At 39.6% G+C, this 16,995-nt stretch carries 17 protein-coding genes; 16 read left to right on the top strand and 1 reads right to left on the bottom strand.

Annotation, left to right across the window (positions count from 1 at the left end; translation table 11 throughout):
• Positions 1-27 precede the first annotated feature (27 nt).
• Positions 28-915: a carbohydrate ABC transporter permease gene (locus tag EXM22_RS16275; protein ID WP_149487535.1), complete on the top strand. Its 888-nt coding sequence runs from the start codon at positions 28-30 to the stop codon at positions 913-915.
• A complete protein-coding gene (locus tag EXM22_RS16280) occupies positions 909-1,871 on the top strand; it encodes a carbohydrate ABC transporter permease (protein ID WP_149487536.1) in 963 nt (320 codons plus the stop codon). The genes EXM22_RS16275 and EXM22_RS16280 overlap by 7 nt, the downstream gene beginning before the upstream one ends.
• A gap of 55 nt (positions 1,872-1,926) precedes the next feature.
• On the opposite strand, the gene EXM22_RS16285 is transcribed toward EXM22_RS16280, so the two are convergent.
• Positions 1,927-2,655, bottom strand: a complete 729-nt coding sequence (locus EXM22_RS16285) for a FadR/GntR family transcriptional regulator (protein ID WP_149487537.1) — start codon at positions 2,653-2,655, stop codon at positions 1,927-1,929.
• A gap of 165 nt (positions 2,656-2,820) precedes the next feature.
• On the opposite strand from EXM22_RS16285, the gene EXM22_RS16290 reads away from it, so the two are divergent.
• The 14 genes from EXM22_RS16290 (at position 2,821) to EXM22_RS16355 (ending at position 16,784) form a co-directional block, all read left to right on the top strand.
• Positions 2,821-3,840 carry a sialic acid TRAP transporter substrate-binding protein SiaP gene (locus EXM22_RS16290; RefSeq protein WP_149487538.1) on the top strand — a complete coding sequence of 340 codons (1,020 nt, stop codon included), beginning with the start codon at positions 2,821-2,823 and terminating at the stop codon, positions 3,838-3,840.
• A 63-nt stretch (positions 3,841-3,903) separates the two neighbouring features.
• The gene (locus EXM22_RS16295) at positions 3,904-4,398 is read left to right on the top strand and encodes a TRAP transporter small permease (RefSeq protein ID WP_149487539.1); all 495 of its coding nucleotides are present in this window, start codon (positions 3,904-3,906) and stop codon (positions 4,396-4,398) included.
• On the top strand, positions 4,395-5,690 hold the full coding sequence (locus tag EXM22_RS16300; protein ID WP_149487540.1) for a TRAP transporter large permease: 1,296 nt from the start codon (positions 4,395-4,397) through the stop codon (positions 5,688-5,690). Before EXM22_RS16295 ends, EXM22_RS16300 begins: the two co-directional genes overlap by 4 nt.
• A 20-nt stretch (positions 5,691-5,710) precedes the next feature.
• Entirely contained in the window at positions 5,711-6,643 is a 933-nt protein-coding gene (locus EXM22_RS16305) for a dihydrodipicolinate synthase family protein (protein WP_149487541.1), read from the top strand.
• A 30-nt stretch (positions 6,644-6,673) separates the two neighbouring features.
• Positions 6,674-7,171, top strand: coding sequence for a dihydrodipicolinate synthase family protein (locus EXM22_RS16310; RefSeq protein WP_149487542.1), 498 nt, complete (start codon positions 6,674-6,676; stop codon positions 7,169-7,171).
• A 284-nt stretch (positions 7,172-7,455) separates the two neighbouring features.
• Entirely contained in the window at positions 7,456-8,160 is a 705-nt protein-coding gene (locus tag EXM22_RS16315) for a FadR/GntR family transcriptional regulator (protein WP_149487543.1), read from the top strand.
• Positions 8,161-8,918: 758 nt separating this feature from the next.
• A complete protein-coding gene (locus EXM22_RS16320; protein ID WP_246157128.1) occupies positions 8,919-9,896 on the top strand; it encodes a Bug family tripartite tricarboxylate transporter substrate binding protein in 978 nt (325 codons plus the stop codon).
• Between the two features lie 144 nt (positions 9,897-10,040).
• Positions 10,041-10,523 carry a tripartite tricarboxylate transporter TctB family protein gene (locus tag EXM22_RS16325; protein WP_168203573.1) on the top strand — a complete coding sequence of 161 codons (483 nt, stop codon included), beginning with the start codon at positions 10,041-10,043 and terminating at the stop codon, positions 10,521-10,523.
• A gap of 3 nt (positions 10,524-10,526) precedes the next feature.
• A complete protein-coding gene (locus tag EXM22_RS16330; RefSeq protein ID WP_149487546.1) occupies positions 10,527-12,071 on the top strand; it encodes a tripartite tricarboxylate transporter permease in 1,545 nt (514 codons plus the stop codon).
• Complete coding sequence (locus tag EXM22_RS16335) at positions 12,065-12,844, top strand: HpcH/HpaI aldolase family protein (RefSeq protein ID WP_149487547.1); 780 nt, start codon at positions 12,065-12,067, stop codon at positions 12,842-12,844. The genes EXM22_RS16330 and EXM22_RS16335 overlap by 7 nt, the downstream gene beginning before the upstream one ends.
• A gap of 185 nt (positions 12,845-13,029) precedes the next feature.
• The gene (locus EXM22_RS16340) at positions 13,030-13,794 is read left to right on the top strand and encodes an HpcH/HpaI aldolase family protein (protein WP_149487548.1); all 765 of its coding nucleotides are present in this window, start codon (positions 13,030-13,032) and stop codon (positions 13,792-13,794) included.
• Between the two features lie 8 nt (positions 13,795-13,802).
• Positions 13,803-14,768, top strand: a complete 966-nt coding sequence (locus tag EXM22_RS16345; RefSeq protein WP_149487549.1) for a hydroxyacid dehydrogenase — start codon at positions 13,803-13,805, stop codon at positions 14,766-14,768.
• A 216-nt stretch (positions 14,769-14,984) separates the two neighbouring features.
• Complete coding sequence (gene garR / locus EXM22_RS16350) at positions 14,985-15,869, top strand: 2-hydroxy-3-oxopropionate reductase (protein ID WP_149487550.1); 885 nt, start codon at positions 14,985-14,987, stop codon at positions 15,867-15,869.
• Between the two features lie 9 nt (positions 15,870-15,878).
• Complete coding sequence (locus EXM22_RS16355) at positions 15,879-16,784, top strand: dihydrodipicolinate synthase family protein (protein ID WP_149487551.1); 906 nt, start codon at positions 15,879-15,881, stop codon at positions 16,782-16,784.
• The last annotated feature ends 211 nt before the right edge of the window (positions 16,785-16,995 follow it).

Genomic DNA, 16,995 nt, shown 5'->3' on the forward strand with positions numbered 1-16,995 from the left:
GTTAATCTCTCCTCTCGGAGTTATTCTATGACAAATCTATTAGCCACTCAAAGGCTGGGGCAGAAAAGCAGAGAGCAGTTATTAGGATGGGGGCTCGTGTTTCCGGCTGTTTTTATCATTCTTTCGTTAATTTTGTATCCCATTATTTATAATATATATTTAAGCTTTTTTGATGTGAATCTTCACGAAGGAAATACTTTTACGGGACTGGAAAATCATCGATCGGTTCTAATGGATTCTTTTTTCTGGAAATCAGTAATGACGACTGTCATTTATGTTTTTTTTACGACAGTCGGGACGACTCTTTTTGGTTTGATTGTTGCCTTAGTGATGAATCAGGATTTTCCTTTAAGAGGGCTTGTTAGAAGTTTAGTTCTGTTTCCCTATGTAGCCCCCGTTATTTCTGTTGTTTTTGCCTGGCAGTTTATCTTTGATCCGGTCAATGGGATTGTAATGGATGTTCTTGTTGAGAGGTTAGGGTTTTTTAGCGAACGTGTAAATCTTATCGGTTCTCCCTCATCCGCTGTTTGGATTGCCATTATATTCAGTATCTGGAAGAATTTTCCTTTTTCTTATCTTATGATTCTTTCCCGTTTGCAGGGAATCGATAAAAATCTCTTCGAAGCTGCCGAAGTGGACGGAGCCTCTGGCTGGGAAAGATTCCGTTTTATTACGCTCCCTGAAATTTACTTTGTAACTGGATCTATTATTTTATTACGGGTTATTTGGAATTTTAATAAATTCGAAGAAATTTACCTTTTGACTACGAATGTTAAAGTCTTGTCTATATATACCTATTTTAAAGCTTTTGTGGGTACTATGGATATGGGACAGGGGGCAGCGCTAGCTCTGATTCAGTTTCTGCTGCTTATTGGTTTTATTCTTATTTATGTGAAGAAGGTTCTCAAATGGTAACGAAACGAAGCCCCATACGATCAATAGGTTTTTTTATTCTCATTATTTTCATCGTATCATTTTGTATCTTTCCCTTTTTTCAAATGCTCTCTACTTCTCTTAAATACCAGTGGGATTGGGGAAATCCCTCACTCATACCAACTCAGATTAATACAGAGGCTTATAAGGAGCTTCTGAATGTGGGCCAGAATCTTAAAAACGTTCCTGAATCTATACTTGAACTCCTGGAGAATACTCCGGATATGACTAAGGCTCAAAGGGATACCATTCTCGCAAAGTATAGAAATAGTGGAGATGTGTTCCCCTTTCCAAAGTATTTTTTAAATTCTCTGGCGCTTTCGGGTGTCGCTGCTCTTCTTTCGGTATTCATTGCTATTCTCGGTGCCTATTCATTTAGCAGGTTGCGTTTTACCGGGCGTTCTACTGTGCAGAGGGGAGTTCTTTTTGTATATATGTTTGGCGGAATACTCTTGCTGATCCCTTTGTATAAAGTTTGTGTCAGCCTGGGATTTCTATCCACAAAGGGAGGGACTTTTGGAGCTTTACTTGTGATCTATATGGTGCAGACCCTGCCAGTCTCTCTGTATATGCTGGGTAACTTTTTCAGGACTATCCCTTTTTCAATTGAAGAAGCCGCTATGATTGAAGGTTCCAGCAGACTGGGTACAATCTGGCGTATCATAATACCTCTTTCTATCTCAGCAATTATCACCGTCTATATTTACTCTTTTATGATTGCCTGGAACGAGTATCTATTTGCTTCTGTTTTTCTAAAAGGATATAAAGATCTCTATACCCTACCCATGGGGCTCCGAGCTCTGTTTGTTTCCAAAAATGCGGTATGGGATAGGATTATGGCCGCTTCAGTACTTACAGCAACTCCTGTTATTGCCTTATTTATGATCATACAGAAAAATCTGACCGGAGGACTTTCTGAGGGCGGTGTCAAAGGGTAGTACTGTGAGAAGACTTAAAGTCAGGGATAGATTTTACAGCTTATATCGCATTCTTTTATTCTGAAGACTCATCAAGATTCTCAACCTTCATGAGGGTGAGCATAATATGACTTTCCATTGTTTTTTTGGCTAGATCTGAGTTCCGAACGACAATGGCCTCAAGCATTTTATGATGGTCGGCGATACTAGTTTCCAGGCTGCCTCTAACATAGCCTGTTTTAGAAAAGCTCCGTATAAGCAGACTGGTAAGATGGGTGTAAAGAGAAATGAGTATTTTATTCTCAGTGGCATCGATGATTGATTTATGCAATTCTAAATCAAGCATATTGTAAGCATCAATTTTGTTTTCTTCGGCTTTGAGGTCCAGCTCTTCAATGAATTTTGCAAATTGTGCTACGAACCCTTTGGGAGGATTTGCAGCAATATCATAGATGGCCTGAGATTCAATGATTCGTCTGGTTTTTGTAAGATCTATGAGCAGATCCTTTTGCTTTGGAAAGTGAAACACCACAGATCCCATTAGAATCTCCAAAAAATGATCCAAATTATTCTCTTTAACAAAGACGCCTTTTCCTTGTCTGGTTTCTACCATTCCCCGTGATTCAAGGGTGCGGATTGCTTCTCTGATTGAGCGAGTCCCTACTTGTAGCTTTTCTGACAGTTCCGCTTGAGAAGGAAGTTTATCCCCAGGAGAAAGATTATTTTCAGCAATAATATTTTCCAAAGCATAAGTAACTTCATCTGAGATCTTTACTTTTTTAAGTGGTGTAATATCTTTGTACATATTTCCTTGTAGACGATTATAGACTGGTTTTAAACATTATTGTATCCCCCTTTAGTCATATGTCAAGACATATAATTATAAGTTGACTTATGACATAAGTCATAATACAATCTTCATACCCGATTTGATCGGGAATATATTAATAGACGATTCAAAGGAGTCAAAATGAAAAAACTATTAACTTTGGTTTTGCTTTCTGTCTTTTCAATGTCTCTGGTATTTGCCAGTGGTCAGGCAGAAGCTGGTGCTGAAAAAGTCATTGAAATCAGTTTCTCATCTGTCAGTGTTCCTGGAGATGCACATACTGAAGCAATGAATGTATTTAAAGAAGAGCTGGAAAAAATTTCCGGCGGAAGCATGGTTGTTAACGTATATCACTCTGGTCAGCTCTTTTCACAGGAAGGAGAACAGGATGCCATTAGACAGGGAACTGTTGATATGGTTTATACCAGTGCTCCATGGCTGGCAGAATTTGTTCCTTACCTCTCCATGTTCGGAGCTGTATATACTTTCCAGGGATATGATCACATGACCACAGTCCTCAATGGCGAAATTGGAAAACAGGTCTTTGATGACGTTGTTGAATCACAGGGAATCCGTCCTTTAGGTGCTTACTACCTGGGAACCAGACAACTCAACCTAGTTGAAAAAGTCGGACCTGTCAGAACACCTGAAGACATGTCCGGTGTTAAATTAAGAACTCCGGGTAGTCCTTCATGGATTGCTCTTGGTAAAGCGCTGGGTGGAAATCCAACACCCATGTCTTTCGGTGAAGTCTATATGGGACTGAAGACCGGAGCAGTTGAAGGTCAGGATAATCCTCTTGGAACAGACAAGAATGCCAAGTTCTATGAAGTAACAAAGTACATCGTTTTAACAAACCATGTTGTAGACTCCACCTGGCCCACCATCAACGAACAAAAGTGGCAGTCCTTCAATGATGAACAGAAGGGATGGGTTTTGGAAGCAGTTGATAAAGCAAGAGCCTACTGTGATGAAGCAAATCTGAAAACAGAAGCTGAAATTCTTGACTTTTTCAGGGGTGAGGGTTTGATTATTGTCGAAGATCCCGATGTTCAGGCATTTGCCGAATACGCAAGAAATTCGTATATGACAGAAAGCCAGGATATCTCTAAAGACTGGGATTGGGACCTGTACGACAAGGTTCAGGGAATGGTCAAATAATAAGGTTTATTTTCCCGGTGATGCCTGTAAGGATCTCGCCGGGTTTGTTTTAAAAGGTACTCAATGAAAACAGGATTAAAAAAAATTGGGAAAATATTGGTAGATACAATTGAAGTCTACATTCCCTTTGCCGCCTTTGTGACACTCTTTAGTGTCTTTTTAATAGGAATATTTTTTCGTTATTTTCTTAAACCCCTCACATGGACATTGGAATTGTCGCTGATGTGCTTCATCTGGACCTCTCTTCTCGGTGGTTTGTATGCGAAACGGGACAATTCTCATGTTGTTTTTACCATGATCTATGATGCAGTTAAACCTCTTACACAGATCTGGATGCGCATTTGCGGTCATAGCTTATTGGTTATTTCCTTCCTCATCGGACTGGTTCCTTCTTGGAAGTATGTCCTTTTTATGGGTTATAAAAAATCGAATGTTCTGAAGATTCCAATGGATGTGGTCTACATGCCTTTTGTTATATTTTTGGCATTTATGATAGGTCGCTATTCTCTTGATATATATCATGATGTTCGAAAACTGATGAAGGGAGATATTTCATGAATCTGGCTCTACTCGTATTTTTAATTTGTTTTATATTAATATTCTTGATCAGAATTCCCATCGCACCGGGTATGTTAATGGCTTCATTATTTTACTTTGCCATTGCCCAAAGCCCTGCTGCGGATATTAGTGTGGCTGCCAGTCAGTTTCTAACGAATATGAACTCTAAGTTTGTGCTCATTGCCGTGCCTCTGTTTGTGTTTATGGCGGAAGTCATGAATAGCGGAAAAGTGACGGATATGATATTCCGGTTTGCCAATGCGATTGTCGGTCGTAAACGGGGAGCTTTGGGCCATGTTAATGTTGTGGCTTCCATTATCTTTTCGGGTATGACCGGTTCTGCTCTGGCAGATGCCTCCGGTTTGGGTATGATGGAAATCAAGGCGATGAATGATAATGGATATGAACGGGGATTCAGCAGTGCCATTACGGCAGCTTCAGCGACAATCGGTCCTATTTTTCCTCCCAGTATTCCGATGATATTCTATTCCATGCTCTCAGGAGCCTCCATTGGAGCCCTGTTTATGGGAGGTATGGTTCCCGGTATCCTGATCGGGCTGGCTCTCATGGGTTACATTGCTGTTATTGCACGCGTTCGGAATTATCCTAGAGGAGAGAAACTGGCATTCCGGGATACTCTGGCTATAACGATTAAGGCCTTTCCCGCTTTATTATCGATCCTTGTCCTCCTTGGTGGTATCTACTCAGGTATCGTTACCCCGACAGAAGCCGGGGCTTTGGCTGCATTGTACGCCATTCTTGTTTCATTCTTCGTTTATAGAGCCATGGGGTTTAAGGATCTGATTCAGGTTGTCATGAATACAATAAAAACGACAGGGACTCTTTCTCTGTTGGTTGGAACAGCCTATGCCTTTTCATATATTGTGGCAATTGAACACATTCCAGATGCTGTTGCCGGTTGGCTTTTGACAGTGACACAGAATAAATATGTTCTTCTCCTTCTCATCAATATTGTTTTTATTATCCTTGGAATGTTCATTGACACCATGTGCATTACTCTGGTCTTTATACCTATTGTTCTGCCACTTGTGAATGCCCTCGGTATTGATCTGGTTCATTTTGGAGTTATGATCACACTGAATATGATGATAGGGCTTTCTACACCTCCTTTTGGAATGTTGTTATTCGTTGTGTCGGGCATATCTAAGACACCCTTGAAAGAGATCATCAAGGAAATCTTGCCTATGCTACTTGTTCTTTTCGGTGTTTTGTTTCTGGTAACTTACATTCCCCAGATCGTAACATTTTTACCCAATGCACTTGGAATGTAAGTAATTTAAAGGAATTTAACATGAGAAAAGAAATTACCAATGGTGTTTATCCTACTATGCTAACACCATTTAAAACAGATAAGTCCATCGATTTTGAGGCCTTAAACCGACTTGTTGGATGGTATATCAAAAGAGGGATTGATGGTCTTTTTGCCGTCTGTCAGTCCAGCGCTATGTTTGAACTGAGTCGTGAAGAAAGAGTAGAGTTGTGTCGTAAGACAATTGAGTTTGCCGGCGACCATTACCCCGTTATGGCATCGGGTCATGTGTCTGACACCATTGAAGGACAAATTGATGACATGCAGGCCATGGCCTCAGCAGGTCCAGATGCCCTTGTTTTGGTGAGCAACAGATTAGCTGATCCCTGGGAAGATGATTCGGTCTGGTTAAAAAATCTGGATCTTTTACTGAAGGGCCTGCCTACGGATATCCCTCTTGGTTTTTATGAATGTCCCTATCCTTATAAAAGAGTCCTTTCAACAGAAGTTGTAAAAGAACTGATCAACATGGAGCGTTTTGAGTTTATTAAAGACACCTGTTGTGATCCGGATATGATCAAAGAACGTGCCCGCTTGTCTAAGGGGACTAAGGTTAAATTCTTTAATGCCAATGCAGCCACTCTTTTAATGAGTCTAAAAGAGGGTTTTGCAGGATACAGCGGTATCATGACCAATTTTCATAGCGATCTGTATCACAGGCTCTGTCATGATTGGAAAGAAATGGGAGATGAGGCAGTCGAATTGCAGAACTATCTCGGTTTTGCCTCAACCATTGAAAATCAGTTTTACCCAGCCAATGCCCGCTATTCACTGATGAAAGAGGGTGTCTTCACCAACCTCGTCAGCCGGCGGCAGGATGCAAGGTTGAGACAGATCACAAAGTCTCAGGAAATGGAGATTGATCAGTTTTATACCATTTCAGAACAGATGAGCCAGCGGTTTAAAAGAGACTGAGTCTTTATAGGACAATGAGGTAAGCTGTAAGTGAATCCTATCAAGGACCTATTAGGCATTATTACCGTTCTCAACACCCCCTTCACAAGTGAGGATAAGCTGGATGTTCTCTCACTTGTGAGGAATGTTCGTTATGCCCTTGATGCAGGCGTTAAAGGCTTTCTTGTTCCCGCTATGGCCTCTGAAGTAGGGGTGTTGAGCGAATCTGAGAAGCTGGAAATGGTTAGGACTGTTGTGGATGCTTGTGAAGGGCGGGTTCCTGTGATTGGAGGAACATCTGCTCCCTCGCTGAAAGCCATGTGCCGCTTGGCTGAGAGCAATCTCAAGCTGGGCTGTCAGGGCATTTTGGCAAACATCCCCTATGAGAACAACGATCAATATAGAGCAAACGTTTCTGAGCTGGATCGGTTGGGACCGGAGTTTCTAATGCTTCAGGACTGGGATTCCAGCGGTTACGGCCTCCCGTCCGATCATAGGTCTTCCTCTGCTAGGATATCAGATCTTCTATATCTTATTCCGGGCGAGTAAGCTCTGTATCATTCTCGATCAGTCGCTTCTCTCTAGTTATTAATTTATTACTTTTATGCTATTCTGGGGATCTAAATAGGATCAGAAAGTGTTCATATAAGAATCATTAGATTTCTCTGATATAAAATATAAATCTTTAATTTTTCAGCATGAAAAGCTAATTTTTGATTTTAAATACCAAAAATTAAACAATTTACAGTGTAGTAGAATGAATTTCCTTGACAGCTGATCTGAAGCCGTGCAAATTCTATTGAATATGTGATAATCAGATTGGCAGGTGTGATATGGATGATATTTTGATGGCAATGTGCCGCGATGAAGATGATAAAATGGTGCTCACATTGGTCAGTTATATTCGGACTAAAGGATTGAAGGCTGGTGATAAGTTACCATCGATCAGAAGTTTTGCCTCGGAATTAAATCTTTCCCAAAGTCAAGTTCGTTCGGGGTTTATGAGAGCTTCGGCTTTAGGGTTGATTAAAATAGTCCCTCGTTCAGGTTGTTATATGGCAAATCTGGGAATTTCTGAACTTATCGGGCCATTCGCTTTGTTATTTGAAGCTTTGTATATGAATGTACAACTTCCTCTTTTTGACCTTTATGAATTGAAGACTACATTGGAGAGAGGCATCTCTAAACGGGTTGCTAAAATAAGAACGATTGAAGAACTAGCCCAGTTGAAAGCCATAATTGACTCTATGGATAAAGTCTCAGAGCAAAGTGAAATGGTGCTCCTTGATGAGCAATTTCATAATAAATTGGCAGAATGTTCTAGGAATCCTCTATTTTATTCTATAATAAATGTCATTCATTCAATGCTACGGGAATCCCGGATGAAATATTCAGACTTTGTTTCAGAATTTCCTCAATCAATAAAAGATCATAAGGATTTATATGAAGCTTTAAAGGAGCAAGATGAATTGCTTTCCGGTAAAATAGCCGAAAGGCACAGCAATCGTCGAATTGAGAGGCTAGCACTGGACTATTGATTGATGATTGTATCTGTTGGGTTCTGGCATTGTTAAATTTTTTTTAATCTTACTTTTGCTAAGAGAAATAAACTACACCTAAAGTGGAAGACTCTTTATTTCTATGAAAATAGAACATGAAATATTTTCAACCATTAAGTGTTGTAAAAAGTCAATTTTATACAATCTATTCGCCATATTGCACTTATTATGTCAAAGTATTTTCTAAAATTACCGTGATGAAATATATTTTCAAAGTAATTGCTCATAGAATCAGTATCAATTTAGATACTATTGTTGATGCTACAAAAAAGGTTTTTCCCATATGAGAAAAGGTGTTTTCTCCGGAACAGTTCCTGTGAAGTTCTAAGACTAATTTAATCTAAAAATCATTCAAATCTGCTTGAACTATATGAGAGAAGAATTCATTTGCAAGTGAATATTTTTCAGAGAAGAGCACATTTAAATATTTTGATAGCCAATTTTGAAGATTAGTAAAAATGATTCAAATACATATAATGTATGAAAATATGCTACATTCTAAGAAAGAATTTGGATTCTGATTAGCAATTATATACGGATTTTGGTAATAAATAATTTTTTATTGACAAATAGAATTTGAGTGCTATAATTTACAAATCCCAATCTGATAATCAGTGATTAGCAGATTGGATTCCTTATGTATATAAGGGAAATTGCAAAAAGGATGGTATACGAATTTTTAGTCAAATCTACAGTGGATTTACTAAGTATGTAGCCATTAGGAGGTTGTTTTGAAAGTGAAAAGAATGATTGTGATGATTGCTTGTGTTCTGTTGTCTTCAACTGCTTTGTTTGCCAATGGTACCCCTGAGGAATATCCAAATAAGGATGTTGAATTTATAGTAAGCTCAGGAGCTGGTGGTGGTACAGATGCTATCTCTCGAAAAATTTCCCAGCTTGCTGAAAAAGAATTGGGAACTGCTATCTATTTTGTTAACAAGCCTGGTGCCGATGATGCTGTTGGACCAAATTTGCTAATGGGAGCCAAACCTGATGGTTATACAATTGGTAACTTTAACTATGGTTCAATCATCAATGCACCTTTTACCGGCCTTATCAAAGGTTATGATCTAGCAAAAGTTCAGATATTTGCTTTAATTACCCAGGAGCCTGATGCGCTTATGGTTACAAAAAACTCTCCTTATACAACTTTTGATGAGTTTATTGAGGCAGCGAAAGCAAATCCTGGAAAAATTAAAGTTGCCGATCAGGGAATTGGTAGCCGAGTAAACTTACTTGCTCTTAAGATTCAGGACTTCTATGGTGTGCAGTTCAACATGATTTCTTACCAAGGCTCCGCTCCTCAGCGAGAAGCAATACTTAACGGAGAAGTTGATGCAGCAATCACCAGTCTTGGGGACTTCGCACCCTTACTTAACTCCGGTGATGCAATCGGTGTAGTAGAATTTAGCTCAACTCAAAATGGTGGTTTTCCAACAGTTCCTAACAGCGTGGAACTCGGCTTGGACGACAGCTTACTCTCAGGATCTTTCTTGACTCTTGCAGCTCCTGTAGAAACGCCTGCTGAAATTATCGAAAAACTTACTAAGGCTTTTGGTTCAGCAGCAACTAGCACAGAGTTTTCTGAATGGACTAAAACTGTTGGTGTAACTCCAGATTTTAAAAGTGGACCAGAATTGAAAGCTTTCATTGACGGAAAGATTGAAGGTGAAACTAAAGCTCTACAGGCTCTTAAGGACGCTGGTGTTCTGTAGGAGTATAACACCTTCTACTTCAGAGGTTCTGTTGTGAATTATTAAAACTACTTTCGCATGCATACTGCCATGCGAAAGTAATTCTATTTTGTTGAATATAGATCCTCACATACTTAACTGGAGATGTGCTTTGGAGTTTTTAAAATGAATAATATAAAAAGATATCTACAATCAAAGGTAATCATTCCTTTATGTGTACAGGTAGTTCTCACCATCTATGTGGTCAGTGCTTTACAACTTGCACCTCCTATTGTAAATAGGATGCTTTCTGAATCTTCTTTTCCCTTTGTTATCTTTCTTATTGCTACACCTGCTGCCATCAAATTACTGTTTGATGGAGTTAAGGAGGTAAAAACAGAGATTTCTGAAGGTAAGGAAATAGTTTATGTCCGAAAGAGTATTAAGCCATTATTGATTGTTCTAATAATGGCCGTGTTTATTCTGTTATTTGAGCTGCTTGGTTTTAGTATTCTTGCTCCTCTATATGTGTTTTTCTTTATGCTGGTTTATGACGATAGGCCTGAAAAAATAGTTAAGAAAATTTCTTATTCTCTTCTTGTTGCTATCGTGGTTTATGTAATGTATGTATTCGCATTTGATATTAGATTTCCTGAGATTTGGAGGTAAGTTATGGATCAGATACTACAGATTCTCAGCGGAACCTTAGTTGTTCTTCAACCGTTGGCCCTTTTGTATCTTTTTGTGGGCTTTTTTATTGGTATAATCTTTGGTGCATTACCGGGACTTACTTCGATGCTTGCCATCGTTTTGCTTCTTCCAATGACATATACAATGCCTATGACATATGCATTGATTATGTGTATGGGTGTCTATATGTCAGGAATCTATTCAGGAAGTATTACTGCAATAACCATCAGTATTCCAGGGGCACCATCGGCACTCATGACGTGTATGGAAGGTCATCCTTTGATGAAGAAGGGACAGGGTGCAAAAGCTATCGGACACGCCACTATCGGTTCGGCAATAGGTGGGTCTATTGGCGCTCTCCTGCTTATCTTTGTTTCTCCTTTGGCCCTTAAGCTTGCATTGAAAATCAGGACCCCTGGTAAATTTTCCCTTATTTTATTTGCCCTTATAGTGATTGTTATAGTCGAAAAGAAAAGAACCAAGGCTATAATTTCAATGGCATTTGGTATCATTCTTTCTACAGTTGGAATGGACCCTCTTAAATCAGTATCCCGGTTCACATTTGGTAATCCTAATCTTATAGAAGGGATTGATTTGACCACATTGATAATTGGAGCTTTTGCTATAAGTGAATTGTTTGCCCAGGCCACTGTAAATAATACAGAATACTCCAAGATGACAAGTGCTGCTAACAGCATAAAGTTTAAACGGAAAGATTTTTTTCCTCCTTTAAAAGAGATGAAGGAGATAGGATTCCTTACATATATTAAAAGTGCTTTTACTGGATATCTAATCGGTGTATTACCAGGAGCAGGTGCCTCTATGGCTGGATTCGTCTCCTATGTAGAAGCCAAAAGAACCTCCAAACATCCTGAAAGATTCGGTAAAGGTGCTATTGATGGGCTCGTCGCATCAGAAACTGCAAATAATGCGATGTGTGGTGGCGCTTTAGTTCCCATGCTCGCTTTGGGTATTCCTGGAGATGGTACGACGGCAATTATTCTTGGTGTTCTCATGGTATATGGTGTCGTTCCTGGTCCTAATCTTTTAGTCAAGCAAATGGCTGTCATTGCACCAATGTATATGGCACTCCTTATCAGTGCCGGGATACTTTTACCGCTATCTCTTTTTCTGTTTGGTCCCTATTATCTTAAAATTGTGAGGATTAATCGTCTTGTCCTGTACAGTGGGATAGCTTTGATCGCAATCTTGGGCGTCTTTGCTGCTACTTATTCTGTTTTTCAAATGGGTGTTGCCTTGGTTATTGGAGTGGTTATGTATTACTTCAAGAAACAGAAATATCCAAATGTGCCCTTCATATTAGCAGTCATTTTAGGTCCTCTATGCGAACAATATTTGAGAACTTCTCTCACTTTGAGCAGTGGCAACCCAATGGTATTTATTACTAATTTTGATAGTTTGTTTTTCATTTTGCTCACGATTGCTTTCGTTATCCTTTTACCAAGAGCCAATAGACGGTCTGAAGCTTTGGAAAAAGAAAGAAATCGAGAAAATTGTAAATGTTAAAAAAAAATCAGAATGATGTAAAAACAAAATTGCAAAACGGCAAGAAAGTTCTGGGAGCTTGGGCTCAGGCTGGGAGTAATATCACTGCAGAAGTGATGGCTGATTCAGGAATGGATTTCATTATCATCGATATGGAGCATTCTCCCATTGATCTTCCTGTCCTTGTTACTCAGTTTCAGGCTATGAACGGATATCCTGCAGTACCCTTTGTGCGGGCTCCCTGGAATGACTTTGTACAGATTAAAAGGATACTGGATGCAGGTGCTTTTGGTATCATCATTCCTAACGTTGAGACCGTTGAGGAGGCTAAGAAAGCCATATCTGCTGTGAAGTATCCTATGGCAGGAATCCGTGGAGTAGCTGGCAGTACCAGGGCTGCTCATTATGGAAATGATTCTCTTTCTTATTTTGTAAAAGCAAACGAAGAGGTAATGCTCATTTTGATGATTGAGTCTCCCAGGGGAATTGAAAATCTGGATGAGATCCTCAAGCTTGAAGGCTTTGACGGAATCATGGTCGGTCCTGTCGACCTTGCCACAACAATGGGATATTTAGGAAATCCAGAAGTTCCTGAAGCTAAACAAGCACTTGAATCCATTGAGAAGAAGGTTATTGCATCTGGAAAATATCTCATGGCCCTTAGTTCTGATTGGGAAGGAGCTAAAAACAAGTTTGCAAAAGGAGCCCATCTTGTGACTTGTATGTCTGACACTCTTTCTCTAGGTGTGTTGGCGCGTAAAAATGTAGATCGGTTTTCTGAAATATATTCATAAGACCAATTTAATTTATCAGGTTTGGATTATTACACAAAAGATATGATCAATTTGAATCTTGTATCATTGTGGGGTTTTGAAAAAATAGTAGGTCATCAGATATTTGAGAATGTATTTGAAAAACTAGACATAAAAATACATTGGTTTAAAGTGAATTGTTATATCCCATTATATAAGGATAAGAAATGAAATTGACAGCGGTAGAACGGTTAAAAGCAGGTGAAAGGATCATAGGAACTATGGTCAGAATGGTGAGAAATACATCAATTGCTAGTCTTGCAAAGTTTGGTGGTCTTGATTTTATCATGTTAGATATGGAACACGGATCGTATACGATTGAAAATGCAGAAGATATTGCAAAGGTTGCAAGAGCTTCCAATGTGGGTATTTTTGCTAGAGTCCCAGAACTTGCCAGAAGCTACGTTTCCCGTCTAATGGATGCAGGTGTGGAAGGTATAATGGTGCCAATGGTAAATAATGCGGACGAAGCTCAAAAGTTAGTGGACTGGTCCCGCTATGCTCCCCTTGGGAAGAGAGGGTTGGGAACAAATGGTGGTTTGACTGAATATCAGGGAATTGGAACTGATGCTATGACGTTTATGGCTTCCCAGAATAAAAAAACCCTAGCTATTGCACAAATAGAGACTGCCCAGGCCATCGAAAACATTGAAGACATAGCCGCAGTTGAGGGTATTGATGTCCTTTTAATAGGACCTAATGATTTATCAATCTCACTGGGTGTTCCTGGGAAGTTGTTTGATCCGCTTGTACAGGATGCCATTCTTAAGGTCGCTGAATGCGCTGCCCGTAATAACAAGGTATTTTCCATGCATGCAGGTGACGCCTTATTGGATATCTATAAAGATCGTATGCAGATGATCATGAATTCTATAGACATAGATGTTATTGGTCAGGGTTTTTCTGCAATTTCCAAAAAATATAGGAAATAGTATACAAGATGAAAACAGTTCTGATTCCTCATGATATTGCAGAAGAAGGAAAAGATTTTCTCAGAGAAAGAGGATATTTGGTCAAGTTAGGTCGGGGATCTGATAAATCATCACTTTTGCTAGATGTTCCTGATGCAGATGCAATTCTTTTTCGAAACGAAGCATATGATGCAGAAGTATTACAGGCTGCAAAAAAACTGAAAGTCATGAGCCGCCATGGCGTTGGTGTTGATAAGGTAGACTTGAAAGCAGCAGAAGAACTAGGTATATGGGTCACCAATGGACCAACTTCTAATTCAAATACAGTTGCTGAGATGGCTCTTGGAACCATTATCGCTTTGGGGAGAAACTTGGTCGCTAGTAACCGGGCCACCCATTCTCTAGATTTCGAGTTTCGAAACAGGACAATCGGCATCGACCTGCAAGGGAAAACATTAGCATTGATCGGTTTGGGAAAGATAGGTCTGCTTCTAGCACAGAAAGCTCACTATGGGCTTGGTATGAAAGTAGTTGCCTTTGATTTTAGAAAAGATGCAAAGTCGTTTCCTTCCTATGTCAGACGATTAGAATCATTTGATGATGCCTTCAGAGAAGGTGACTTTGTTTCGATTCATTATCCTTCAAATGGTAATAACGACCGCACCATTACTCTCAAACAGTTCAAGCTGATGAAGAAAAGTGCTTACTTCATAAATCTGGCTAGAGGGGAGCTTTTGGTGGAAAAAGATCTGGTAGAAGCGTTGTCTTCTTCTCTGATAGCAGGCGCTGCTTTGGATGTGTATGACCATGAACCACCTCATGAGAATAATCCGCTGCTGGCTTTAGAAAATGTTCTGCTGACTCCCCACAATGCATCACTTACAACTGATTGTATGGTGCGAATGGCTTTGCATGCTGCCCAGGGAATTGATGAAGTCCTTTCTGGGAAGGAACCGACTTGGCCGGTAAATCACCCCGGTAATCCACGAAAGTAAAGGATGAATTTTGAATACAGATTAAATTCTAGAACTGAGACCAATAATACATCATATGTGAGCCTATTTTAAAGTTAGATGGCTGACATGTCAGTACACATTCGTTGTGAAGCTACTGTCGTAGTTTGCTGACTATAGAGAACTTAAAAATCTGTTATGTATAGATGTTAAAATCTAAAAACAGATTATAAATATTTATTTTTTTGGAGGATTGAAGTGAAAATTGGATTTATAGGACTGGGAATCATGGGCAAACCCATGGTAAAAAACCTGCTGAAAGCAGGTCACGAAATTGTAGCTTTTGATTTGAATTCAGAAAGCCTTAAAGAAGTGACAGCCGCTGGTGCAGTTGCTGGTACTTCTGCTGCCGATGTGGCCTCTAAGACACCCTTGGTCATTACCATGCTTCCCAATTCACCACATGTAAAGACTGTTGTTATGGGAAAGGAGGGAGTTCTTGAGGGAGCTAAGGAAGGTATGATACTCATTGATATGAGTTCCATCGCTCCTTTGGCCAGTCAGGAAATCAATAAGGCTTGTTCCGAAAAGAAAGTTAAGATGCTTGATGCTCCTGTTTCTGGTGGCGAACCAAAAGCTGTTGACGGAACACTGGCTATTATGGTTGGCGGAGATAAGGCTCTTTTTGAAGAAGTAAAAGACTTGCTCCTCGTCATGGGTGCAACTGCTGTTCATTGTGGAAGCATCGGTGCTGGAAATACTACTAAACTTGCCAACCAAATTATTGTTGCCCTCAATATTGCTGCAGTTTCTGAAGCTTTTACCTTAGTTAAAAAGGCTGGAGTTGATCCCCAATTAGTATTCGACGCTATTAAGGGTGGTCTAGCAGGCTCCACAGTTTTGAATGCTAAAGCTCCTATGATGATGGATAGCAATTTCAAACCTGGTTTCAAGATCGATCTCCATATTAAGGATTTAGCCAATGCTATGGATACAGGACATGGAACAGGATCTCCTCTCCCACTTACTGCTTCTGTTCGTGAAATGATGGAGACTCTTCATGCAGATGGGAATGGCGGAGACGACCACAGTGCTCTTGCAAAGTATTATGCAAAAGTAAGTGGAATGAAAATAGGTAAATAGGAAAAATTAATGGATACTGCTTTTATAAAGGGAATCATCCCCCCAATTGTTACACCGATAACTAAGGATGAGAAAATTGATGAGAATGCTCTCCGAAATCTAGTTGATTTCCTAATTGAAGGGGGATGTTCTGGAATTCTAGCCTTTGGTTCAAATGGTGAATTCTATATGATGGAAGAAAATGAGATGGAAGAGGGTCTTAAAATTATTATAGACCAAACGTCCGGTCGTGTACCTGTTTATATGGGTATTGGTTCCATAAGAACTAGTAAGTGCATTCGCATTGCCCGTATGGGAGTTCGTTGCGGGGCTAGAAGTATCTCTATCCTACAGCCAATGTTTATTAAACCTACAGATGATGAACTAAAGACGCACATCCGATCAATTGCTGAAAGTGTACCGGACGTTCCTGTGTTGCTTTATAACAATCCGGGTAGGACAGGGTATGCAATGAGTCAGGACCTTGTTGAGGACCTTGCTCATACAGTCCCCAATCTGGTGGGAATGAAGGATAGTAGCGGCGATTTAACACAAACTATAGAGTTCATAAGGCGAAATGCTGATGTAAATTTCAAGGTTATGTGTGGTAAGGATACTTTGATCTATTCCGGTTTAGGTGTCGGTGCTGTGGGAGCTGTCTGCTCCACTGCAAATTATGCTCCTAAGTTGGTTACTTCTATATATGAAAAATATGTTTCTGGAGATATCAAGGGTTCTCTTGAGGCTCAATTTGCATTAAATCCGATTAGGTTGATAATTGATAAATCAAGCTTCCCAGTTGCTACAAAGGATTATGCAAACCTAGTAGGTACCAAGGTCGGAGTTCCTTTTCTCCCGAATAAACCATCACCTCCAGAGCAGATGGAATGTCTGAAGCAGGAGCTGGTTAAAGGTGGATTTTCTGTTGTTGATTAGAAATCCTTTTGTAATATAAAAAATAAAAGGGGCTGTCTTAGAAGTCATAGATTGCCTCTTTATTTTTGTACTAAGTCTTAGCTTTTGCCAAACATAATTCTTGTCATATATTTATTTTATATCTAAAAATCTAATTTCTCTGCTCTGCTTCAGACATTATCATTTTGAGTTAGTCGTCGATTAAATTACTTTAATAGAACAGTATTATTCT

The sequence above is a fragment of the Oceanispirochaeta crateris genome, assembly GCF_008329965.1.
GTDB classification, from domain to species: Bacteria; Spirochaetota; Spirochaetia; order DSM-2461; family DSM-2461; genus Oceanispirochaeta; species Oceanispirochaeta crateris.